The organism is Novosphingobium sp. BL-A-41-Hi4A-0G, assembly GCF_055521735.1.
On record NZ_CM145501.1, the window covers coordinates 3333347 to 3353636 of the forward strand.

At 65.0% G+C, this 20290-nt stretch carries 24 protein-coding genes and 1 pseudogene; 9 read left to right on the top strand and 16 right to left on the bottom strand.

Going from position 1 to position 20290, the window contains the following annotated elements:
- Positions 1 to 3: 3 nt before the first annotated feature.
- The 3 genes and pseudogenes from ACZ1JX_RS16125 (at position 4) to ACZ1JX_RS16135 (ending at position 1790) form a co-directional block, all read left to right on the top strand.
- The gene (locus ACZ1JX_RS16125; protein ID WP_465124519.1) at positions 4 to 852 is read left to right on the top strand and encodes an alkylmercury lyase family protein; all 849 of its coding nucleotides are present in this window, start codon (positions 4 to 6) and stop codon (positions 850 to 852) included.
- An 8-nt stretch (positions 853 to 860) separates the two neighbouring features.
- Positions 861 to 1028: pseudogene (locus tag ACZ1JX_RS16130) on the top strand (helix-turn-helix domain-containing protein); the annotation flags it as partial.
- Positions 1029 to 1091: 63 nt separating this feature from the next.
- Positions 1092 to 1790: a LysR family substrate-binding domain-containing protein gene (locus ACZ1JX_RS16135; RefSeq protein WP_465124520.1), complete on the top strand. Its 699-nt coding sequence runs from the start codon at positions 1092 to 1094 to the stop codon at positions 1788 to 1790.
- Here ACZ1JX_RS16135 and ACZ1JX_RS16140 read toward each other — a convergent pair.
- The 11 genes from ACZ1JX_RS16140 to trbB form a co-directional block, all read right to left on the bottom strand.
- Entirely contained in the window at positions 1762 to 2025 is a 264-nt protein-coding gene (locus tag ACZ1JX_RS16140) for a DUF2274 domain-containing protein (protein WP_465124521.1), read from the bottom strand. The genes ACZ1JX_RS16135 and ACZ1JX_RS16140 overlap by 29 nt on opposite strands.
- 1 nt (position 2026) lies before the next feature.
- Positions 2027 to 3160 carry a TraB/TrbI/VirB10 family type IV secretion system protein gene (locus tag ACZ1JX_RS16145; protein ID WP_465126444.1) on the bottom strand — a complete coding sequence of 378 codons (1134 nt, stop codon included), beginning with the start codon at positions 3158 to 3160 and terminating at the stop codon, positions 2027 to 2029.
- A 113-nt stretch (positions 3161 to 3273) separates the two neighbouring features.
- Complete coding sequence (trbG, locus tag ACZ1JX_RS16150) at positions 3274 to 4341, bottom strand: P-type conjugative transfer protein TrbG (protein WP_465124522.1); 1068 nt, start codon at positions 4339 to 4341, stop codon at positions 3274 to 3276.
- Positions 4338 to 5027, bottom strand: a complete 690-nt coding sequence (gene trbF / locus ACZ1JX_RS16155; protein ID WP_465124523.1) for a conjugal transfer protein TrbF — start codon at positions 5025 to 5027, stop codon at positions 4338 to 4340. Before trbF ends, trbG begins: the two co-directional genes overlap by 4 nt.
- A 2-nt stretch (positions 5028 to 5029) precedes the next feature.
- Entirely contained in the window at positions 5030 to 6370 is a 1341-nt protein-coding gene (gene trbL / locus ACZ1JX_RS16160; RefSeq protein WP_465124524.1) for a P-type conjugative transfer protein TrbL, read from the bottom strand.
- 1 nt (position 6371) lies between these two features.
- Entirely contained in the window at positions 6372 to 6761 is a 390-nt protein-coding gene (gene trbK-alt, locus ACZ1JX_RS16165; RefSeq protein WP_465124525.1) for a putative entry exclusion protein TrbK-alt, read from the bottom strand.
- A gap of 15 nt (positions 6762 to 6776) precedes the next feature.
- Complete coding sequence (gene trbJ / locus ACZ1JX_RS16170; RefSeq protein WP_465124526.1) at positions 6777 to 7535, bottom strand: P-type conjugative transfer protein TrbJ; 759 nt, start codon at positions 7533 to 7535, stop codon at positions 6777 to 6779.
- A complete protein-coding gene (trbE, locus tag ACZ1JX_RS16175; RefSeq protein ID WP_465124527.1) occupies positions 7532 to 9970 on the bottom strand; it encodes a conjugal transfer protein TrbE in 2439 nt (812 codons plus the stop codon). The genes trbJ and trbE overlap by 4 nt, the downstream gene beginning before the upstream one ends.
- Positions 9971 to 9984: 14 nt before the next feature.
- A complete protein-coding gene (locus tag ACZ1JX_RS16180; protein WP_110781228.1) occupies positions 9985 to 10260 on the bottom strand; it encodes a VirB3 family type IV secretion system protein in 276 nt (91 codons plus the stop codon).
- Positions 10260 to 10592: a TrbC/VirB2 family type IV secretion system protein gene (locus tag ACZ1JX_RS16185; protein ID WP_465124528.1), complete on the bottom strand. Its 333-nt coding sequence runs from the start codon at positions 10590 to 10592 to the stop codon at positions 10260 to 10262. The genes ACZ1JX_RS16180 and ACZ1JX_RS16185 overlap by 1 nt, the downstream gene beginning before the upstream one ends.
- Positions 10589 to 11575 carry a P-type conjugative transfer ATPase TrbB gene (trbB, locus tag ACZ1JX_RS16190; protein ID WP_465124529.1) on the bottom strand — a complete coding sequence of 329 codons (987 nt, stop codon included), beginning with the start codon at positions 11573 to 11575 and terminating at the stop codon, positions 10589 to 10591. Before trbB ends, ACZ1JX_RS16185 begins: the two co-directional genes overlap by 4 nt.
- Positions 11576 to 11741: 166 nt before the next feature.
- Here trbB and ACZ1JX_RS16195 point away from each other — a divergent pair, with 166 nt between their 5' ends.
- Positions 11742 to 11933, top strand: coding sequence for an SRPBCC domain-containing protein (locus ACZ1JX_RS16195; RefSeq protein ID WP_465124530.1), 192 nt, complete (start codon positions 11742 to 11744; stop codon positions 11931 to 11933).
- 92 nt (positions 11934 to 12025) lie between these two features.
- On the opposite strand, the gene ACZ1JX_RS16200 is transcribed toward ACZ1JX_RS16195, so the two are convergent.
- A complete protein-coding gene (locus ACZ1JX_RS16200; RefSeq protein ID WP_465124531.1) occupies positions 12026 to 12148 on the bottom strand; it encodes a hypothetical protein in 123 nt (40 codons plus the stop codon).
- A gap of 31 nt (positions 12149 to 12179) precedes the next feature.
- Entirely contained in the window at positions 12180 to 12446 is a 267-nt protein-coding gene (locus ACZ1JX_RS16205) for a hypothetical protein (RefSeq protein ID WP_465124532.1), read from the bottom strand.
- A gap of 271 nt (positions 12447 to 12717) precedes the next feature.
- Between ACZ1JX_RS16205 and ACZ1JX_RS16210 the strand changes: the two genes are divergently transcribed.
- From ACZ1JX_RS16210 to arsH, 5 genes are read left to right on the top strand one after another with little or no spacing between them, the layout of a single operon-like run.
- The gene (locus ACZ1JX_RS16210) at positions 12718 to 13086 is read left to right on the top strand and encodes an ArsR/SmtB family transcription factor (RefSeq protein ID WP_465124533.1); all 369 of its coding nucleotides are present in this window, start codon (positions 12718 to 12720) and stop codon (positions 13084 to 13086) included.
- Entirely contained in the window at positions 13079 to 13621 is a 543-nt protein-coding gene (locus ACZ1JX_RS16215) for an arsenate reductase ArsC (protein WP_465124534.1), read from the top strand. Before ACZ1JX_RS16210 ends, ACZ1JX_RS16215 begins: the two co-directional genes overlap by 8 nt.
- Before the next feature lie 8 nt (positions 13622 to 13629).
- Positions 13630 to 14055, top strand: coding sequence for an arsenate reductase (glutaredoxin) (gene arsC / locus ACZ1JX_RS16220; protein ID WP_465124535.1), 426 nt, complete (start codon positions 13630 to 13632; stop codon positions 14053 to 14055).
- Positions 14056 to 14063: 8 nt separating this feature from the next.
- Complete coding sequence (gene arsB, locus ACZ1JX_RS16225; RefSeq protein WP_465124536.1) at positions 14064 to 15119, top strand: ACR3 family arsenite efflux transporter; 1056 nt, start codon at positions 14064 to 14066, stop codon at positions 15117 to 15119.
- 2 nt (positions 15120 to 15121) lie between these two features.
- Positions 15122 to 15832, top strand: a complete 711-nt coding sequence (gene arsH / locus ACZ1JX_RS16230; RefSeq protein WP_465126445.1) for an arsenical resistance protein ArsH — start codon at positions 15122 to 15124, stop codon at positions 15830 to 15832.
- Between the two features lie 85 nt (positions 15833 to 15917).
- Here the strand turns inward: arsH and ACZ1JX_RS16235 are convergent, their stop codons facing one another.
- From ACZ1JX_RS16235 to ACZ1JX_RS16245, 3 genes are read right to left on the bottom strand one after another with little or no spacing between them, the layout of a single operon-like run.
- Complete coding sequence (locus tag ACZ1JX_RS16235) at positions 15918 to 16346, bottom strand: ribbon-helix-helix protein, CopG family (protein WP_024922534.1); 429 nt, start codon at positions 16344 to 16346, stop codon at positions 15918 to 15920.
- 7 nt (positions 16347 to 16353) lie between these two features.
- Complete coding sequence (locus tag ACZ1JX_RS16240; protein ID WP_024922535.1) at positions 16354 to 18339, bottom strand: conjugal transfer protein TraG; 1986 nt, start codon at positions 18337 to 18339, stop codon at positions 16354 to 16356.
- A 24-nt stretch (positions 18340 to 18363) separates the two neighbouring features.
- Positions 18364 to 20103 carry a relaxase/mobilization nuclease domain-containing protein gene (locus ACZ1JX_RS16245; protein ID WP_024922536.1) on the bottom strand — a complete coding sequence of 580 codons (1740 nt, stop codon included), beginning with the start codon at positions 20101 to 20103 and terminating at the stop codon, positions 18364 to 18366.
- Positions 20104 to 20290 lie beyond the last annotated feature (187 nt).

A 20290-nucleotide genomic window follows, 5' to 3' on the forward strand; every position in this document is an offset into this window, starting at 1 on the left:
CGATTGGCCAAACGATCAGTCGAGGAAGAAGTGATAGCGATCGACGCGACAACATCGGAAGAGTTCAGTGTCGAGATCAGGCCGGGCGTACGCCGCCCGGACTGGTCGGCCGTTACCACGCCGGCCGCGCGGCATGCGCTCAGTGGGCGCATGGCGGCGCGGACGGGACTTTTGGACAAGTGGTCTCAGGCGCTCGAACCGAATGAGGATCTGGTGTGGCGGATGGTCCTCGACCTTTACGCCGAGAACGGTCGGCCGCCTCGCGCCAGCGAGATCGCCGCCTGCTTGGACATCTCTGAGGGACGCGTGCTCGTCATTCTGCACAAGCTGCAACTGCGCGATCTCGTGGGTCTTGAACCCGGCACGGACGCGATCCGATATGCCTACCCATTCACGGAGACACAGACAGGTCACCGCGTCGCACTGAAGAGCCACACCTTGAACAGCCTCTGCGCCATCGATGCGCTCGGGGTCGGTAGAATGTATCGCAGCGACATCACCGTCGAGTCGCGCTGCCGGCTAAGTGGTGTAGGCGTCCGGGTGACGACAGGCGATGAGGGTCGTACCTTGCGTAACGTGTCGCCGGCTGGCGCCGTAGTCTGGTACGACTTTGCCTATGAAGGAGGTGCGGCGGCAAGCTCTTGCTGCCCGTCGATCGCCTTCTTTTGTTCGGAAGAGCACTTGCGGCGTTGGCTTGATCAGCAGACGCCGCCGCGGCATGGCGTCGTGTTGTCGATTGAAGAGGCCCTAGAAGTGGGCCACGCGATCTTTGGTCCAGTTCTGACAGTGCCTGGCGCAGTGTCGGAGGAAGAGTCGCGCGCATCTTCCGAGTCTAGGAAGGCGCTTCTCTGACAATCGAGCTGCGCCATCTTCGCTACTTTATTGCAGCGGCAGAGCGCCGTAGCTTCCGACGCGCGGCGAAGGCGCTTAAGATTCAGGAGTCCGCCATCAGCCGGCGTATTCGGGATCTGGAAGATGAACTAGGAGCGGCTCTATTCATTCGCCACCATGGTGGTGTCGATCTCACTCAAGCCGGCCAGAGATTTCTCGTCCGCGCTCGTAAGGCCATCACTCAGATCGGCCATGCCGCCATGGACGTTGGTTCAGTTGGGCGTGGTGAAGCGGGCACAGTGCACATCGGGATATTTTCGTCGCTTGCATCCGGCTTTCTCGCCGATCTCCTCCGCGCCTATGCTGCGGCAAACCCCGCCATCCGCCCCGATCTGATTGAAGGCGGGCCCTCCGGCCACATCGCCGCGATTCAACGGCATCAGCTGGATGTCGCCTTCCTGACCGGTGAGCCGATCGCGGACGGATGCGATCTGGTGCATCTTTGGAATGAGCGTGTCTTCGTAGCATTGCCAGACGACGACGACCTGTCTCGAAATCGCGAGATTTCTTGGACGGACCTGCGAGACCGACACTTCATCGTCAGTGAGACCGACCCTGGTCCGGAGATCCACGACTACCTGGTGAAGCACCTCGCTGACCTTGGGCACCACCCCAACGTCGAACGCTGCCGTGTCGGTCGAGACAATTTGATGAATCTCGTCGCCATGGGTCAGGGCCTCACGCTGACCAGCGAAGCGACTATCGCGGCGCGCTTTCCCGGCGTCGTCTACCGCCCACTCAGCGAGGAGATTCTGCCGTTCTGCGCGATTTGGTCGCCGCACAATGACAATCCGGCTTTACGGCGGTTGCTGAGTCTGGCCAGAACAATGTCGCGACGATCGAACGCCGTCACAGTGCCGGGACTGATCGCTAATTCTGCGACGACGAGCCCGAGCTAGCAGGCGGGTGCCCGTGATCGCCGTCGCGTCGCGCCTTCAAGAATCCTCGGTCGGTCGCCATGAATCGCTCGATCATCGGCGGAATCAGCTTCACCGGATCGCCCACGGATCTTCCTGTCTCGCGGGCTAGTACCTGGGCATAGGCCACGAGATCGCGGTGAACCGTGGCCGGCAGTTCGAACGAGACCTTGACCGGCTTGTCATCGGTAATCGAGCCAAGCTTCAACTTCACCATATCAGCCTCCATAAGGTTCGAGCACCAGATCGCGGGTGACGATCACGCGGACCGGGTATCCAGGTCGAATAGTGAGAGTCGGCGCGATGTTGAGCTGGCGCTGGACGATCTGCTGGCCGGTCTGATTGATGCTGTCGGAGGCGCCGTTGCGGAGCGCACGGACGATATCGCTCTCCTGCCCGGATGTGCCGACCTCCGCCCCGACGCTGAGAAGCGTGGAGAGCGCAGCGGCCTTGAACAATTCTCCCCAGTGGTAGTCGACGCCATCCTCGAGACCGGCATAGCCTTCCGCGTCGGCGCCTGGCTGACGCTCCAGAACGATGGAGCGGCCATTGGGGAAGATCAGCCGATTCCAGACGAGGAGTATGCGCCGCTGACCGAAGCCGACGCCGCTGTCATATTGCCCGATGACGCGCGTACCCTGGGGCACGAGCAGGATCTTGCCGGTCGGGCTGTCATAGATGTTTTCCGTCACCTGCGCGGTGATCTGACCTGGCAGGTCAGAGCGGATGCCGGTGATGAGCGCGGCGGAGATGACCGCACCGGCCTGCAGGATGTTCTTCGACGCCGGCGCCGCAGCGCGATCCGGCGAGACGGTCCGCTTGTCCGGCGTCTGATTGAGGAATGCGAGCTGGCGGTCCTGCGCCGAGGGTGTCGCGGGCTGCGGCGCGAGGCCAAGACCAGTGAGGTCTGGTTGCGGCGCGACGGTTGTCGCAGGCTGCGAGCTATTTGCAGGCCGCGTTTCCGTTGACGCAAACAGCCGCGCGGTCCGCGCCGCCTCCAGCTCCTGCGCCCGGCGCTGCTCCTCCCGGCTTGGCCCGACAGGGCCTGATGCCGGCGCACCGATTGCCGGCACGGGACCGCCATTTTGCGCGTTGAGGATTGGGCGGCCGAGATCGCCAGGGAGCGGCGGGCCGAGCTTCGGAACGCCCGAATAATCTTTCGGCAAGCCGGCAAGCCCGTCCGGCGTTGAACGATTGTCGGTCGAATATAGCTCCTGGCCTTGGCCATTTTGACGGGTCTGAAGCGCATAGATCAGCGCGCCGCCAACCCCGAGGCTCGCGGCAAGCCCCAATCCGGCCAGCACCTTGCGGGACAGGCGGGTCACGCGCGGCGGTTCGGCACGCAGCCGCATCGTCGCGGCAGGCTCGCCGGTCAGCGGCTGAGAGTCGGCATCGTCCACCGGCTGTGCCTCAGACGCCGAACCAGGTTTCCGGCCCTCTTCCTTTTCGGGATCGAGTTCGTCGCTCACGATGCCGGCCTCCCATCGGTGCGGGAGATGCGGACTCGCTTCTGGTTCTTGCCTGCGCCGAAGCGTAGCTCGGCCGCGGCGAACATCCGATCGACGATCATGTAGTCGCCGCGCACGCGGTAGTTCACCAGCTCGGAGGTGTCGCCTTCCGGCCCTACGACAAACAAGGGTGGCATCTCGCCCTGGCCGATACCGCGCGGGAATTCGATGAACACCTGCTTGCCATCATCGAAGGCCCGCAAGGGCCGCCACGGGGCGCGGTCGCCCGTCACCTCGTAGCGAAAGTTGACGCGGGCAAGATCGATGCCGTTGGACACCGGCTGGGCGGCCTCGGCTTGGCTGTTCTGGCGACGCAGCGCGATGAGCTGGTCCTGCGGATATTGCCAGGACACCGACGCCATGTAGGTGGAGGACGTCGCGCGCAGCTCCATGTGATAGGTGCGCCGGTCGGTGTTGATGACGAGATTGGTCATCAGGTCGGCGCGAGTCGGCTTGATGAGGATGTGGATCTGCTTGGCCGCGCCGATCCCGCTCTCGGTGTCGCCGATGATCCAGCGCACCGTGTCGCCGGCGGCGACGGGACCTGAACCGACGAGCTGTTCGCCGGGCTGGAGCGCAATGTCGGTGATCTGCCCCGGCGAGGCATAGACCTGATAAAGCGCGCCATCGACGAAGGGATAGACCTGCATCGAGTTGATGAAGCCGTTGCGAACAGGCTGGATGCGTGCTGCGGCGTTGGCCTGATTCACGCGCGCGGCGGGATCGGCCGGTTCTGGTTCCGGTTTGCCGTCCCTGCCGACCGGCTTCAACTGGCCGGGAAGCGGGAGCGGCTTTGGCAGTTCCACCACTCTGACAGGCGCTGGGGGATCGGACGTTTGCACGGCTGGTGCCGCGTTATCGTAGGAAATCTCCGGCGGCGGCGTGTGGGTGGCGCATCCTGCCAAAGCCGAACCGGCAAGCAGGATTGCCGGCAATGCGGATTTACGGAAAGCCGGCATTGCGTGGATGAGGCAAGCCGGACGCCCTGCACTCCAGGGGGCGGCTTTGCGGAGTGCTGGCGTCATTGTCCAAGCTCCTTCGACCAGTTGATTGCGTTGACGTAGATTCCGAGCGGATTGGCCCGAAGCTTTTCGGCGTCGCGCGGCGTTTGCACGACGATGGTGAGGATCGCGGACCAGCGCTCGGTCGAGGCGAGCGAGCCGTCCTGATAGCGTCGCTCCGTCCAAGCCACGCGGAAGGAATCCGGCGACGCGCGGATGACGCTCGACACCTCAACGGCGACCTGCTGCTTGCCGACCTTCGCGAACGGATCGTTGGCGCGCGCATACTCGTTGAGGGCGAGCGCGCCGGCCTGCGTGGTGAACTCGTAGGCGCGCAGCCAATTCTGCCGCACGATGATTGCATCGGCCGGGATCGAGCGGACCTGCTCGATGAAGCGGGCGAGATGGAAGGCGATCTGCGGATCCGACGGCCGATAGTCGGCCACGGCAGGGGCGACCGCTTGCGCCTGACCGAGTTTGTCGACCTGAACGACCCAGGGGACGATGGTGCCGCTGGCCGATTGCCAGACGAGGCCGCCCGACAGGCCGGCCGAAAGGGCCAGGCAGCCGAAGGCCATGTAGCGCCAGTTGCGGGCCTGCACGCGGGCAGAGCCGATACGGTCATCCCAGACCTGCGCGGCGCGTTGATAGGGCGTTTCGGGCTGCGGGGCTTTCCCGTAGTGAGTCGATGGTCGTTTGAAGAAGTTCATAGTCAGTCGCTTTCGGAGAGATTGACGGAGGAGCCGCCGCCATGGCTGTCGCCGGATTTGACGGCGTGGGCGGCGGCCTGGACGCCGTGGGCGAGTTGCTGCGAGCGTTTCATGCGCTTGGCCCAGGCGGGCGGGCCGTCGGCCGAGGCGGCTGGAGGCGCGGATTGCGTCGCCCCGCCATGGCTGGCCGCGCCGCCGGAGATCTCGGTTGCGGCGCGCGAGCCGGCTTCGAAGCTGGATTTCAGGCTGTCGGTCGCGCGTGCCGCGGCGCGCTTCAGGGGCGAAGCGGCAGCTTTCGCGCCGGTGCTCGCGACATTGCCGAGGCCGGACGCGATGCCTGATGCGCCGGACTGTCCGGCGGCTCCGAGGCTATAGGCAGCGGAAGCGCCACCCGCGACGGCGGCGCCGCCACGAGTTGTGGCGGCGGTGCCGCTGGCGAGGGCCGCACCGCCGGAGGCGACGGCGCCGACAGTCGCAGCGCCGGCCGCGACCATGCCGCCGGCAGCGACGCCCGCACCAACCGCGGCGCCAGCGCCGAGCTGCGGGCCGCCGGATACGAGGCCGTTGGCGATGCCGGGACCGAAGATGCCGAGACCGAGAAGCGAGAGCGCGGCGAGCACGATCGCCATGGCGTCGTCGATGGTCGGCGTCTGGCCGCCGAAACCCTGTGTGAACTGCGAGAACAAGGTGGAGCCGATGCCGATGATGACGGCGAGCACTAGCACCTTGATGCCGGATGAGATGACGTTGCCGAGCACGCGCTCGGCCATGAAGGCAGACTTGCCGAACAGGCCGAACGGGATGAGCACGAAACCGGCGAGCGTCGTCAGCTTGAACTCGATCAAGGTGACGAAAAGCTGGACCGCCAGGATGAAGAAGGCGAGCAGGATCAGCGCCCAGGCGAAGAGCAGGCACGCGATCTGGATGAAGTTCTCGAAGAACGCGACCCAGCCCATCAGATTGGAGATGGATTCGAGCAGCGGCCGTCCGGCATCGAGGCCGGTCTGCGCGACCTTGCCGGGGCGTAGGAGATCGGTGACGGAGAAGCCGGTGCCCGAGGCTTTCAGGCCGAGGCCAGCGAAGCTCTCGAAGACAATGCGGGCGAGATTGTTCCAATTGGAGATCAGATAGGCGAAGACGCCGACGAACAGCGTCTTCTTCACGAGGCGGGCGACGATGTCGTCATCGGCGCCCCAGCTCCAGAACAGGGCGGCCAGCGTCACATCGATGACGATGAGCGTGGTGGCGATGAAGGCGACTTCCCCGCCAAGCAGGCCGAAACCTGAATCGATGTAGCGGGTGAAGACGCCCAGGAAGTTGTCGATGACGCCGGTGCCGCCCATGTCAGTGCGTCCCCGGACGCGCGGGCTCGGGCTGCATGACCGGCGCGGTTTCCTTAAGCGCCGAGTCCGGCGCCGACGCTGGCGCGATCGTCGCGGTCGGTGTCGGCGCATCCGGTGCTGCCGTCCGCGGCGCTTCCGGGTTCTGGCCCAGGAAGCGGTCGCGGTTGGCGGCCCAGAGCTTGAGGCAGGCCGGATCACGGATCGCGGCCTCGCCCATATCCCGGCATCCACGAAGCTGACGCTGGAGAGCCTCGACATCAACGCCTGGTCGCAGAGCCAGCGAGTGGACCTCCGGCTCCTCCTCTTTCCGGGTCAGCTCGATGACGGTGGCGGTGATGGCGACGCCGACGAAGATGACGGTGCCGAGCCGGGCGAACATTTTGCCGTCCATGACGATCGCCCCCGCTCAGTTCCGGTTGTTGAACATCTGGGCGTTTCCGGGCTGGTAGCCCGTGCCCGGCGTCAGGAAGCGGCGACGCTGTTCACGGCCCTGTTCGACAGCGGCCGCGCGTTCGGCCTCGGTCAGCATCTGCGCGCGTCCGTTCGCCGCGACGATGGCGGTGAGGTCGGCGAGCTGCTGGGCCTGAAGCGCGAGGAGCTGGTTGCCGGCCTGCGTCGCCTGCAGCGCGCCGGTCGCGCCCTGGCTCTGGCCGACGAGCGCCGACATCTGCGCGCGGTTGGTGTCGATGTTGCCCACGACACCGGCTTGCACGCGCATTGCGTCCTGCAATCCGCCGACGGTGTTCTGCCAACGCGAGCGGGCATCGGAGACGAGCTGCTGGTCGCTCGCCGACATCGAGACGTTCCCGTATTTCTGCTGGAACATCTGGTCGATCTTCTGGACGTCGTAGGCGATGTTCTGCGCCTGGCTGAGGAGCTGCTGCGTCTTCTGGACCGACTGCTGCAACTGCTGGAGCGCGGAGAACGGCAGGCTGGTCAGGTTGCGCGCCTGATTGATCAGCATCTGCGCCTCGTTCTGAAGCGAGGTGATCTGGTTGGTGATCTGCTCCAGCGCGCGGGCGGCCTGAAGGACGTTCTGCGCGTAGTTGGTCGGGTCGTAGACGATGATGGCGTGCGCGGGCGTTGCCATCATCGGCGCGAGTGCGATCGGAGCAGTCAGCAGCGCGGCAGCAAAACGCGCTGCGCGGGAATGGCGCAGTTTCATGTCAATTCTCCTTGGGTGTTGAGGGTGGGAACGAGATCCGCCGCCCAGCCGACATCGCGGTGGTGCAGCCAGGCGGTGAGGAAGCCGTCGCGGCCGTGCTCGGCGATGATGCGCGTGATCGCCGTCTGATCCGTCTTGGCGGAGGCGGCGCAGAGCGCGAGCGCGACAGCGGACAGGCCGAGTTCGAAGAGGCGATTGCCTCGACGCGATTGGCAGTAGTAGTCGCGCTTGGGCATCGCCCGCGCGATGATCTCGATCTGGCGATCATTGAGGCCGAAACGCCGATAGATTGCGGTGATCTGCGGCTCGATCGCCCGCTCATTCGGCAAGAGGAGACGAGTCTGGCAGCTCTCGATGATGGCCGGAGCGATCGCCGAACCGTCGATGTCCGACAGCGATTGCGTGGCGAAGATCACGCTGGCGTTCTTCTTGCGCAGCGTCTTCAACCACTCCCTGAGCTGGCCGGCGAATCCTTCATCGTCGAGCGCCAGCCAGCCCTCGTCGATGATGATCAGCGTCGGTGAGCCGTCGAGCCGATCATCGATGCGATGGAAGAGATAGGCGAGGACGGCCGGCGCCGCGCCGGTGCCGATCAACCCCTCGGTTTCGAACGCCTGGACCGACGCCGTGCCGAGATACTCATGCTCGGCATCGAGCAGGCGTCCATATGGACCGCCGACGCAGTACGGCCGGAGCGCCTGCTTCAGATCGTTCGACTGGAGCAGCACGGCGAGGCCCGTCAGGGTCCGCTCCTCGACCGGCGCGCTGGCGAGCGAAGTCAGCGCCGTCCAAAGGTGCTCCTTCACCTCCGGCGTGATGGCCACGCCTTCGCGGATGAGGATCGCGACCAGCCAGTCGGCGGCCCAGGCTCGCTCAGGCACATCATGGATGCGCGAGAGCGGCTGAAGGCTCACGCTATCCGCTGCGCCATCGCTGAGATCGCCGCCGAGATCGTGCCAGTCTCCGCCCATCGCGAGCGCCGCCGCGCGGATGGAGCCGCCGAAGTCGAAGGCCACGACCTGAGAGCGGACATAACGGCGGAACTGGAGCGCCATCAGCGCGAGCAGCACGGACTTGCCCGCGCCGGTCGGGCCGACGATCAGTGTGTGGCCGACATCGCCGACATGGATGGAAAGCCGGAACGGGGTCGAGCCTTCGGTCTTGCCGAAGAGCAGTGGGGGAGCTGCAAAATGCTCGTCCCGTTCCGGTCCCGCCCATACCGCCGAAAGCGGGATCATGTGGGCGAGATTGAGCGTGGAGATCGGCGGTTGCCGAACATTGGCGTAGACGTGACCGGGCAGCGAGCCGAGCCAGGCATCGACCGCGTTGACGGTCTCCACCATGGCGGTGAAGTCGCGGCCCTGGATGACCTTCTCGACCAGTCGCAGCTTCTCGTCGGCCGCACGCGGATCGGCATCCCATACCGTCACCGTCGCGGTGACATAGGCCATGCCGGCATAGTCGGCGCCGAGTTCCTGCAACGCCATATCGGCGTCGGCGGCCTTGTTGGCCGCATCCGTGTCAACGAGGACGGACGCCTCGTTGGTCATCACCTCCTTGAGGATCGCGGCGATCGACTTGCGCTTGGCAAACCATTGCCGTCGGATCTTGGTCAGCAGCTTGGTCGCGTCGGTCTTGTCGAGCAGGATCGCGCGCGTCGACCAGCGATAGGGAAAGGCAAGCCGGTTCAGCTCGTCGAGCAGGCCGGGCGTCGTCGCGGTCGGAAAGCCGGTGATCGTGAGGACGCGAACATGCTGGTCGCCAAGCCGGGGTTCGAGCCCGCCCGCGAGCGGCTGATCGGCAAGCAGCGCATCGAGATAGATCGGCGTCTCGGGAACCCGGACGCGATGCCGTTTGGTCGAGACGCAACCGTGCAGATAGGTCAGGGTCTCGGCGTCATCGAGCCAACGGCATTCCGGCATGAAGGCCTCGACCAGACGCAGGATGCGGTCGGTGCGATCGGCAAAGCCGGTCAGCGCCTCCCGAGGGTCGATCCCCGACGTCTCGCGGCCCTCGTAGAGCCAGGTTTCGGCGCGGGCGGCGTCCTCGGCCGGCGGCAGCCAGGCGAAGGTCAGGAAATAGCTCGACTCGAAATGCGCGCCCGCTTCCTCGAAATCCGCCTTGCGCTCGGCATCGACCAGGGCGGAGGCGGTGTCAGGAAACTTGCTGTCGGGATAGCGGTTCGACGGGTGACGCTGAGCTTCGACGAAGATCGCCCAGCCGGAGCCGAGACGACGAAAGGCGTTGTTGAGGCGGCCGGCGACGGCGACCAGCTCGGCAGGGACAGCCGAGTCCAGATCGGGGCCGCGGAATTGCGCGGTGCGCTGGAAGCTGCCGTCCTTGTTGAGGACGACGCCGGAGCCGACCAGCGCCACCCAGGGCAGGAAATCGGCGAGCCGGCTGTTGCGGTTGCGGTATTCGGCGAGGTTCATCATGGCGACGCCCTCCCTCAAACCGCGAGATGCGCGGGGATGCGCAGGTGGCGGCGCACGACATCGACGAAAAGCGGGTCGCGCTTGGCGGCCCAGACGGCCGCGACGTGCCCGATCGCCCAGATCGCGATACCGACGAGCCAGAGCCGCAGGCCGAGCCCGACAGCGCCCGCGAGCGTCCCGTTCATGATGGCGATGGCGCGAGGGGCGCCGCCGAGCAGGATCGGCTCGGTCAGTGCGCGGTGGACCGTGACCGTGAAGCCCGGAACGTCCTGATCGGCGACGCCCACCATCAGACCAGCGCTCCGCCGCCGAAGCTGAAGAAGCTGAGGAAGAACGAGCTGGCCGCGAACGCGATCGACAGGCCGAACACGATCTGGATGAGCCGGCGGAAACCGCCAGACGTGTCGCCGAAGGCGAGCGTCAGGCCCGTGACGATGATGATGATCACCGCGATGATCTTCGCGACCGGACCTTCGATCGATTGGAGGATCTGCTGGAGCGGCTGTTCCCACGGCATGGACGAGCCGGAGGCTTGGGCGGCGGGCGCCATCGCCACGCTCATGACGATGGCCGATGCCGTCATCATCAGACGGCGAGGCAAGCTGCGGGCATGCGAGATCATGCGGATTCTCCTTTTTGGGGCTTCGGGGTGATGGGGCTGACGCGGTAGTCGCCGTCGGGGCCGAGCCCTTCGACGCGGGCGAGTTCGGCGAGCCGGCGCTGCAAGCCGCGGCCGGACAAGACCGCGACGAGATCAATCGTCTCGGCGATCAGGGCGCGCGGGACGGTGACGACGGCTTCCTGAATGAGCTGTTCGAGACGGCGCAGTGCGCCGATGGCGCTGCCGGCGTGGATTGTCCCGACGCCGCCGGGGTGGCCAGTGCCCCAGGCCTTGAGCAGGTCGAGCGCCTCCGCACCGCGAACCTCGCCGACCGGGATGCGGTCGGGGCGGAGGCGAAGCGACGAGCGCACGAGGTCGGAGAGCGACGCGACGCCATCCTTCGTGCGCATGGCGACAAGGTTCGGCGCGGCGCATTGCAGCTCGCGCGTGTCCTCGATGATGACGACGCGGTCGGCGGTCTTGGCGACCTCGGCGAGCAGCGCGTTGGTGAGGGTTGTCTTGCCGGTCGACGTTCCGCCGGCGACGAGGATGTTGGCGCGGGAGGCGACGCCCTGGCGAAGTGCTTCCGCCTGCTCGGCCGACATGATGCCGGCCGCGACATAGTCATCGAGCGTGAATACAGCGACCGCGGGTTTGCGGATCGCGAAGGCGGGCGCGGCGACGACGGGCGGCAACAGCCCCTCGAACCGTTCTCCCGTTTCGGGCAGCTCGGCCGAGACACGAGGCGCGCCGGCATGGACCTCAGCGCCGACGTGGTGGGCGACCAGGCGGACGATGCGCTCGCCGTCTGCCGCGGACAGCCGCTCGCCCGTATCGGACAAGCCCTCGGAGAGACGGTCGATCCAAAGCCGGCCGTCTGGATTCAGCATGACCTCGACGATGCTGGCGTCGTCGAGGTAGCGCGCGATGGCGGGACCAAGCGCGGTGCGCAGCATCCGCGCGCCGCGCGCAAAGCCTTCTGAATTTTGATGAGACGCCGCCATACAACCCCGATTCCATCGGGGTCGAGACAGACCTTCCCCGGACGGGGATGATTAAAAGGGCCTGATTTTGGGCCGATTCAACAAGGATTCATCGGCGTAGTAGTGTGGCGTGCAAATACAGGGAAACGGCGGAGTCAGATTTCGGACGGCGCGAGGTGAACGATCAGTGGCGGCAAATCTTCAGCGGGGAAGAACCGACTCGGCGAGCCGATTCATCGCAGCCAACGCGGGCGCGATCTATCGTGCATTCGTTGATCCGACAGCCTGGACGCAATGGCTCCCGCCCAGCGGCATGTCCGGCGAGATCTATGAATTCGACGCCCGGCCAGGCGGCACCTACAGGATGGCGCTCACCTAACTTGGCGACCACGCAAACGCGGGAAAGGCCTCGGCGGATACGGATATTGTTGAGGGGCGGTTTGCCGAACTCGTTCCCGATGAGCGCGTGGTTCAGGTCGTTACGTTCGAGTCAGACGATCCACGATTTGCAGGCGAAATGCCGATGACGTGGAGCATTTCACCGATGGAAGGCGGCGCCGAAGTCTCGATCAGCGAAGGCGAGCTTTCTGCCATGGAAGCGACTGCGGCACCGACCCGATCCCGACTAGAGATAAGGAGCCATCTTCTGCATCATTGCGAAGGACGGAACACTCTGAAGCGCGGTCGCCCTCGCCAGATGGCTGTCATATACGGTGCGTGCGCGATCCGGCTCCTGTTCCGCGTCGAACCCGAAGAAGGCGCGAGCGGTCGTGCGCCAGTCTTGGCAGCGAGCCTGACGGTCGAGCAAGCAGATGTAGAGCATCGTGTGGTCACGATCGTAGCTCGTAAGCTCGTTGCTTGACGGGGCGACATCCTCGAACGACTGGAACACGTCTGCTTACTCCGATCTTCCGCTTGCGCATTGAAATACAAGCGTCATCGATGAGTTTAGGCAGATCGCGGCGCGCCACACTCCGGTTCGTACTTTCAAACTACCCGCACCGTCAGCCATTCCGCGGACTAATTGCGCCGCAGCGCCCTTTCGGTGGGAAACCCGTCAAGCAACCAGCGAATCCGGCCGACCGCTAGAAATTCGCTGCATGGGCTGGCGTGGCGCCAACTCTTGGTATATTCAATATCTCAATGATTCTTGAAATGTTGAGATGACAATGCACGAAAAGCAGGCCCTCGACGTCTTCGCCGCGCTTTCGCAGGAAACAAGGCTCCGCATCGTCCGTCGTCTGGTGACAGCCGGCCCCGAAGGGATGTCCGCTGGCGCCATCGGAGAGGCGATGGACAGCGCGTCCTCCTCGCGCATGTCCTTTCACCTTAGCCATCTCGAACAGGCGGGGCTTGTCGAGTCCCGGCGCGAAGGGCGGTCGATCATCTACAGCGCGGCTCTGGTGACGCTCTCCAACCTTGTCGAATTCCTCATGCGCGACTGCTGCCAGGGCCATCCCGAGGTGTGCAATCCGGCTGTCGCCGCGCTGTCCTCCTGTTGCGAACCCACGAAAGGCGCTTCCCATGTCTGATGCAGATCAGCCTGACCGCATCTTCAATGTCCTTTTCCTTTGCACCGGCAATTCGGCCCGCTCGATCCTCGCCGAGAGCATTCTGACCAAGGACGGTGCCGGCCGGTTTCGCGCGTTTTCCGCTGGCAGCCAGCCCAAGGGGGACGTCAATCCCTTCGCGTTGAAGGTGCTGAAGAGCTTCGACTATCCCGTCGGGGGCTTCCGCTCAAAGAGCTGGGAGGAGTTCGCGGGGTTCGACGCTCCCGTCATGGATTTCGTGTTCACGGTTTGCGACAACGCCGCCGGCGAAACCTGCCCGGTCTGGCCGGGCCAGCCGATGACCGCGCATTGGGGCATCGAAGACCCCGCTGCTGTGAAAGGTTCCGACATTCAGAAGGAAGCAGCCTTCGTCGCCGCGTTTCGTTACATGAAGAACCGGATCTCCGCTTTTTCAGCATTGCCGGTGTCGAGCCTCGACAAGGCTTCGTTGCGCGCGAAGCTCCTGGAAATCGGGCAATCGGACGGCACGTCCTCGCCTCGCAACAGCGCAGCGTGAGATCGGCCATGGACGTTATCATCTATCACAACCCCGAGCGCGGCACCTCGCGCAACACTCTGGCGATGATCCGGAACGCCGGCATCGAGCCGCATGTCATCGAATATCTGAAGACGCCGCCGTCGCGCGCGCTAGTGACGCAACTCATTGTGCGCATGGAGATCTCCGCTCGGGCGCTTCTGCGCGAAAAGGGCACACCCTACGAGGAGCTGGGCCTTGCCGATCCGGCGCTGACCGCCGACCAGCTCCTCGATGCCATGATGGCGCATCCGATCCTTATCAATCGGCCGATCGTCGTCAGCCCCAGGGGCGTCAAACTCTGCCGGCCTTCCGAAGAAGTGCTCGATCTGCTGCCGCCGCAGCAAGGCGAGTTCACGAAGGAAGACGGTGAGCGCGTTATCGACCAGCAAGGCCGCCGCATCGCGACGGCTTGAGGAAAACCATGTCTACCTTTGAACGCTACCTCACCCTGTGGGTCGCGCTCTGCATCGTCGTCGGCATCGCGTTCGGCCATATGATGCCGGGCGTGTTTCAAGCAATCGGCGCGGCGGAAATCGCCAAGGTCAATCTGCCGGTAGCGGTGCTGATCTGGCTGATGGTCATTCCGATGCTCCTGAAAATCGACTTCGCCGCGCTCGGCGAGGTCGGCCGCCACTGGCGCGGGATCGGCGTGACGCTGTTCGTAAATTGGGCGGTGAAGCCTTTCTCCATGGCATTGCTCGGCTGGCTCTTCGTCGGCTGGCTGTTCCGGCCGCTGCTACCCGCCGACCAGATCGACAGCTATATCGCCGGCCTCATCATCCTTGCCGCCGCGCCTTGCACGGCGATGGTGTTCGTCTGGTCGAACCTGACCAGGGGCGAGCCGCATTTCACGCTGAGCCAGGTCGCGCTCAACGACGCGATCATGGTGGTGGCGTTTGCGCCCATCGTGGGGCTGCTGCTCGGCCTGTCCGCGATCACCGTGCCATGGGGCACGCTGATCCTGTCAGTCGGGCTCTATATCGTCATCCCGGTGATCGTCGCGCAGATCGTGCGCCACCAGCTTTTGGCGAGCGGCGGGCAAGCGGCGCTCGACCGGCTGCTCGCGAAGCTCGGGCCGGTCTCGCTCGTTGCGCTGCTGGCGACGCTGGTGCTGCTGTTCGGTTTCCAGGGCGAACAAATCATGGCACAGCCGATGGTGATCGCGCTGCTCGCCGTGCCGATCCTGATCCAGGTCTATTTCAATTCGGGCCTTGCCTATCTGCTCAATCGAATCTCGGGGGAGCAACATCGTGTCGCCGGCCCATCGGCCCTGATTGGCGCGTCCAACTTCTTCGAGCTGGCCGTTGCGGCCGCCATCAGCTTGTTCGGTTTTCACTCCGGCGCGGCGCTCGCGACCGTCGTCGGCGTGCTGATCGAGGTGCCGGTCATGCTCTCCGTCGTGTGGATCGTTAACCGCTCCAAGGGTTGGTACGAGCGCGACGGTAAGGCCGCGGCTGTCGTGGAGGCAAACCGTTGACCTTGCCAAACCTCCCTAATGTCGATGCCGATTGTATCGCTGTGCCGCGCATTGATCGACTGCAGGCAACACCCTCGACCCATCCGCCTCGCATTCTGTTGCTCTACGGTTCGCTTCGCGAGCGGTCCTACAGCCGGTTTCTGACCCAGGAGGCCGAGCGACTGTTGAAGCACTTCGGCGCGGAAACCCGTATCTTCGATCCGCATGGTCTGCCGCTGCCCGATGGAGCGGAAGTCGATCATCCGAAAGTGCGCGAGTTGCGAGAGCTATCGCTCTGGTCGGAAGGCCAGGTCTGGACAAGTCCGGAGCGGCACGGCGCCATGAGCGGAGTGATGAAGGCACAAATCGACTGGATACCCCTGTCGGTCGGCGCGGTTCGTCCAACGCAGGGCCGCACCCTTGCCGTCATGCAGGTTTCCGGTGGTTCGCAGAGCTTCAACGCCGTCAACCAGATGCGCGTGCTCGGCCGCTGGATGCGGATGGTGACGATTCCGAATCAGTCATCCGTTGCCAAGGCGTACCAGGAGTTTAATGAAGCGGGCCGAATGAAGCCGTCCTCCTACTATGACCGGGTGGTCGATGTGGTGGAGGAACTGGTCAAGTTCACGCTGCTGACGCGCGATGTCTCCTCGTATCTCACCGACCGCTACTCCGAGCGCAAGGAAAGCGGTGAGGCCCTGATGCGGCGAGTGAATTTGGTAGCAGCGACCTGAGCTTCTAGGTTGCTACCAACTGGTCGGCATGTCGCAACATAGCGCGTTGTCGGCGGTGAGCAGAACCAGCTTCAACGCCAGTCGGCTATTCGGCCTGCCCACCGACATCCTCCGAAATCTCCTGGCTCAGCTTCGGTCCCTTGGCCAGCCGACGGCCGAGCGCGACGACGAATTGATCATAGCGTTCGCCGGCTTTGGCGCGGGCGGCCTGCGCGGCAGGTTCCGGCAAAGCCGGCGTGGTTGCGACCCAGAAGCGCACGAACACGGCGAGCATCTCGACGGAGATGCCGACATCGCGCTCCATCCGCGTCATACGGCGATCGAGCTGGTCGAGCCGCTTGGTGATCGCCGCCTCCTGTCGCTCGGCCGCATCCGGCGAGAGGAAGGATTCAATGGCAGCCTCCGCCACGAGCGATCGGGAATGGTCGCGCCGCGCGGCATGTTCGGCGAGACGACGCATCACGGCCGGATCAAGATAGACCGACAGCCGCTGTTTCCTGGGAGGTTTCGTCATGGCGACCTCACAGCTCCATGCCGTCGCCGGGATCGAGCGAGACCTGTCGCGCGACGCCCTGCATCATCCGGTTCATCCGGCTATTGCGGACCGCATCATCCTCGGCGTCGTCGGCAAGGCCGATCTCAAACTCGTTCTCGATCGGCGCCTTCTTCTCGACGGGCTTCACGCGGTTCAGCTCGGGTTGCTGACGACGTTCGGATTCGGTCGGATCTTCATCGCCGATTTCCGCCGCCGGCTTCGCCTCGGTCACCTCCGGCTGGGCCGGGAGCGGCAGCGCCGTCCAGTCGTCGGGCCGAGCCTGTCTTGGTGGCACGATCGTCGGCGGCATCAGGATGCGTTCCTTGAAGCGCGCATCGTCGTAGTAGCGCGCCTTCTTCGCCCGGATCGGCGGCGTGCCCGCGACCATGACGATCTCGTCGGTCGGCGGGAGCTGCATGATCTCGCCGGGGGTGAGCAACTGCCTGGCCGTCTCGGATCGAGAGACCATCAGATGCCCAAGCCAAGGCGACAGCCGATGCCCGGCATAGTTCCGCATCGCCTTCATCTCGGTCGCGGTGCCGAGCGCATCGGATACGCGCTTGGCGGTGCGCTCGTCGTTGGTCGCGAAGCTCACCCGCACGTGGCAGTTGTCGAGGATCGAGTTGTTCGCGCCATAAGCCTTCTCGATCTGGTTCAGCGACTGCGCGATCAGGAAGCTCTTGAGGCCATAGCCCGCCATGAAGGCCAACGCGGACTCGAAGAAGTCGAGTCGGCCGAGCGCCGGAAACTCGTCCAGCATCAGCAGGAGCCGATGGCGGTCGGCCTTCGCCTGCAGGTCCTCGGTCAGGCGTCGGCCGACCTGGTTGAGGATCAGCCGGATCAGCGGCTTGGTGCGGTTGATATCGGACGGCGGCACAACGAGGTAGAGCGTCGTCGGGTGCTTCCCACCCACGATGTCGGTGATCCGCCAGTCGCAGCGCCGCGTCACCTCGGCCACCACGGGATCGCGATAAAGGCCGAGAAACGACATCGCGGTGGAGAGCACGCCAGAGCGCTCATTGTCGCTCTTGTTGAGCAGCTCGCGCGCGGCGCTGGCGATGACGGGATGCGGTCCCGCCTCGCCCAGATGCGCCGTCTTCATCATCGCCGCCAGCGTCGACTCGATCGGCCGCTTCGGATCGGAGAGGAACGCAGCAACGCCGGCGAGCGTCTTGTCCTCCTCCGCATAGAGAACATGGAGGATGGCGCCGACCAGCAGCGCATGGCTGGTCTTTTCCCAGTGGTTTCGCTTCTCCAGCGATCCTTCGGGATCGACGAGGATGTCGGCGATGTTCTGAACGTCGCGGACTTCCCACTCGCCGCGGCGCACTTCGAGCAGCGGATTGTAGGCCGACGATTTTGCGTTGGTTGGATCGAACAGCAGCACGCGGCCGTGCTTGGCGCGGAAGCCCGCCGTGAGCTGCCAGTTCTCGCCCTTGATGTCGTGAACGATGGCCGAGCCCGGCCAGGTCAGCAGCGAGGGCACCACCAAACCGACACCCTTGCCCGATCGCGTCGGCGCGAAGCACAGCACGTGCTCCGGCCCGTCGTGGCGAAGATACTCGCGCTCGTATCGGCCGAGCACGACCCCATCGGCGCCGAGCAGGCCGGCGGCATCCACCTCCTTCTTCTCGGCCCATCGCGCTGAGCCATAGGTTTCGACCTTCTTGGCCTCGCGCGCGCGCCAAACCGACATGCCGATCGCGACGGCGATCGAGATGAAGCCGCCCGATGCGGCGATGTAGGCGCCTTCGACAAAGATCGCGGGGGCGTAGGCGTCGAAGCCGTACCACCACCAGAAAAACGAAGGCGGCAAGTAGAAGGGAAAGCCGAACAGCGTGAACCACGGATGCCCAAGTTCTGGCTGGAAGGCGAGACGCCAGGCCACCCATTCGGTCGCGCCCCAGGTCGTGACCAGCACGATGGCGAAGACGGTGAGAATCTGGCCCCAGAGAATTTTCGTAGCGGACATGGCGGAGATTCTTTCTGCGAGGGTTCAGAGGCCGAGGCCGCGCTTGCGGCCGAAACTCCAGTCGATGCCGCCGTCATCGCGGGCAACGCCGGAGACGTGGCGGCCGAGTTGCTTTTCGAGGGAGGGCGTCCAGGGCACGAGCTGGAAGCCGAGACCGTCGTCCAGCATGGCGAAGCGGCCCGAGGCGAGCGTGAAGCGCTGACGGTAGGAGCCGGCGATATATTCGCCGCTGGCCGCCCGATTGAACGGCTGGCCGGTCTCACCGGAGAGTTTCTCGCCGAGCGCCTCCAGCTCGCGGCGGCGCAGGGTGTCGATCAGATTGCGGGTGAAGGTGACGCGCTGGCCGTGCCGCTCGCCGAAGCCCTGTCCGACCAGGTGATTGGCGCGGCGCTCCAAAGCGTGTCGAACCTCGGCGCCGAACCCGCCCTCGGACAACGCAGCCGGCTCGCGGGCGATATTCTGCCGGTCGAGCCAGGTCGCGCCCGACGCGGTGATCTGGCGGTCGATGTCGAGGTCGGAGCGGACGGCGATCGCGACGCGGCGCTGGCCCTGGGCGTCGTCGAACCGTCGAAGCTCCACGATCGAACCGGGCGAGCTGTCGCCGGCCGCGTCGAGGTCGGGCAGCTTGATGTGATGGGTGCGCCCGTCGACCCCATCGACCACGGCATAGGCCGTGCCCTTCAACTCGTCGTCGAGGCCGCGATCGACCAGCCTGCCGATAATAGGCGTGTCCAGACTCTCGGCCGCCAGCACATAGCTGGCCGAGCCGCGTTCGATGCCGCGATCGGTCAATGCCCGGTGCATGCGTTTGATGATGTCGCCGCGCTGGCCGAGCTCGCGCAGCGTCGCCTCGGCCCTGCCGTCGATCATCCACTGGCCGGGGCCAACCTGTTCGGCGAGACCAAGCGTTTCGAGCTTGCGCAGCCGCCCGACCTTCAGCGCATGATATTCATCGGGCCTGGCGCTTTGGTCGGGCGCCATGTCGATGACGCCTCCGTCGCGGCTATCGCGAACGAGCTGGCGGTCGAGCTGGGTCCAGCGTTCGGTGTCGACCTGGCGCTCAAGGCTGCGGCGGATGTCGAGATCGGTGCGCGGCCCAAGTTCCTGGGTGATGAGATCACGCGCTCGATCGCGCATCCCTTCCTTGATGTAGTCGCGTGAGATGACGAGATCCTGCCCGTCGTCGCGCAGGCCGCGCACGATCAGATGGACATGGGGATGCTCCGTGTTCCAGTGATCGACGGCGACCCAATCGAGCTGAGTGCCGAGGTCCTTTTCCATCTGCCCGGCGAGATCGCTGGTGAAGCTGCGGAGATCCGCCATGTCCATCGCGTCGTCGGGCGAGACGATGAAACGGAAGTGATGGCGGTCTTCCTGACACCGCTCGGCGAAAGCCTTGGGATCAGCGTCATCGCCGCCGGGACCGAACAGGTGAGCCTTCTCCCCATCACGGGTCACGCCCTCGCGGCGGAGATAGTTGAGATGTGTCGCGAGCGGCGCAGAGCGGGACGTCTGGCGCACGACGCGCGACTTGATCACAGCGCCGCGCGAGCGGGAGTTGATCAGCCTATTCGCCTGGATGCTCGCGCGCTGGCCGCGGCCGAAGCGGGAGCGGTTGCCAGGCACGATGCGGCCCGAGCGGGAGATGCCGGCGCCCGCTTTCTTAGCGGCGGCAAGCGCTTGCGCGATGAAGGGCCTGGCGCGCTGCGCGCTCGATGAGCGGATGCGGCCGGGCCGGATGCGAAAATCGTCCTCGCCGCTCATGGCCGAGACCCTGCACATCGTATCAAGGTTCGGAAATCATAAGAAAAGTGGCTTTGCCGCGAGGTGCGCGGAAATCTCGCACCTCGCAAAAGCGGGGCATAACCTCTTGAAAAACCACAACCGACCGAAGCCGCACCTCGCGGCCTTTTATCCTGCCATCGTCCGGTTGTGTTGCCTGCCTCCACCT

What these genes read in the sequence shown, in the direction of transcription:
- ACZ1JX_RS16135 (WP_465124520.1), top strand. Translation starts at nt 1,092, where the DNA reads ATGGACGTTGGTTCAGTTGGGCGTGGTGAAGCGGGCACAGTGCACATC.
- ACZ1JX_RS16140 (WP_465124521.1), bottom strand. Translation starts at nt 2,025, where the DNA reads ATGGTGAAGTTGAAGCTTGGCTCGATTACCGATGACAAGCCGGTCAAG.
- ACZ1JX_RS16145 (WP_465126444.1), bottom strand. Translation starts at nt 3,160, where the DNA reads ATGCGGCTGCGTGCCGAACCGCCGCGCGTGACCCGCCTGTCCCGCAAG.
- trbG (WP_465124522.1), bottom strand. Translation starts at nt 4,341, where the DNA reads ATGACGCCAGCACTCCGCAAAGCCGCCCCCTGGAGTGCAGGGCGTCCG.
- trbF (WP_465124523.1), bottom strand. Translation starts at nt 5,027, where the DNA reads ATGAACTTCTTCAAACGACCATCGACTCACTACGGGAAAGCCCCGCAG.
- trbL (WP_465124524.1), bottom strand. Translation starts at nt 6,370, where the DNA reads ATGGGCGGCACCGGCGTCATCGACAACTTCCTGGGCGTCTTCACCCGC.
- trbK-alt (WP_465124525.1), bottom strand. Translation starts at nt 6,761, where the DNA reads ATGGACGGCAAAATGTTCGCCCGGCTCGGCACCGTCATCTTCGTCGGC.
- trbJ (WP_465124526.1), bottom strand. Translation starts at nt 7,535, where the DNA reads ATGAAACTGCGCCATTCCCGCGCAGCGCGTTTTGCTGCCGCGCTGCTG.
- trbE (WP_465124527.1), bottom strand. Translation starts at nt 9,970, where the DNA reads ATGATGAACCTCGCCGAATACCGCAACCGCAACAGCCGGCTCGCCGAT.
- ACZ1JX_RS16180 (WP_110781228.1), bottom strand. Translation starts at nt 10,260, where the DNA reads ATGGTGGGCGTCGCCGATCAGGACGTTCCGGGCTTCACGGTCACGGTC.
- ACZ1JX_RS16185 (WP_465124528.1), bottom strand. Translation starts at nt 10,592, where the DNA reads ATGATCTCGCATGCCCGCAGCTTGCCTCGCCGTCTGATGATGACGGCA.
- trbB (WP_465124529.1), bottom strand. Translation starts at nt 11,575, where the DNA reads ATGGCGGCGTCTCATCAAAATTCAGAAGGCTTTGCGCGCGGCGCGCGG.
- ACZ1JX_RS16200 (WP_465124531.1), bottom strand. Translation starts at nt 12,148, where the DNA reads ATGGCAGAAAGCTCGCCTTCGCTGATCGAGACTTCGGCGCCGCCTTCC.
- ACZ1JX_RS16210 (WP_465124533.1), top strand. Translation starts at nt 12,718, where the DNA reads ATGACAATGCACGAAAAGCAGGCCCTCGACGTCTTCGCCGCGCTTTCG.
- ACZ1JX_RS16215 (WP_465124534.1), top strand. Translation starts at nt 13,079, where the DNA reads ATGTCTGATGCAGATCAGCCTGACCGCATCTTCAATGTCCTTTTCCTT.
- arsC (WP_465124535.1), top strand. Translation starts at nt 13,630, where the DNA reads ATGGACGTTATCATCTATCACAACCCCGAGCGCGGCACCTCGCGCAAC.
- arsB (WP_465124536.1), top strand. Translation starts at nt 14,064, where the DNA reads ATGTCTACCTTTGAACGCTACCTCACCCTGTGGGTCGCGCTCTGCATC.
- ACZ1JX_RS16235 (WP_024922534.1), bottom strand. Translation starts at nt 16,346, where the DNA reads ATGACGAAACCTCCCAGGAAACAGCGGCTGTCGGTCTATCTTGATCCG.
- ACZ1JX_RS16240 (WP_024922535.1), bottom strand. Translation starts at nt 18,339, where the DNA reads ATGTCCGCTACGAAAATTCTCTGGGGCCAGATTCTCACCGTCTTCGCC.
- ACZ1JX_RS16245 (WP_024922536.1), bottom strand. Translation starts at nt 20,103, where the DNA reads ATGAGCGGCGAGGACGATTTTCGCATCCGGCCCGGCCGCATCCGCTCA.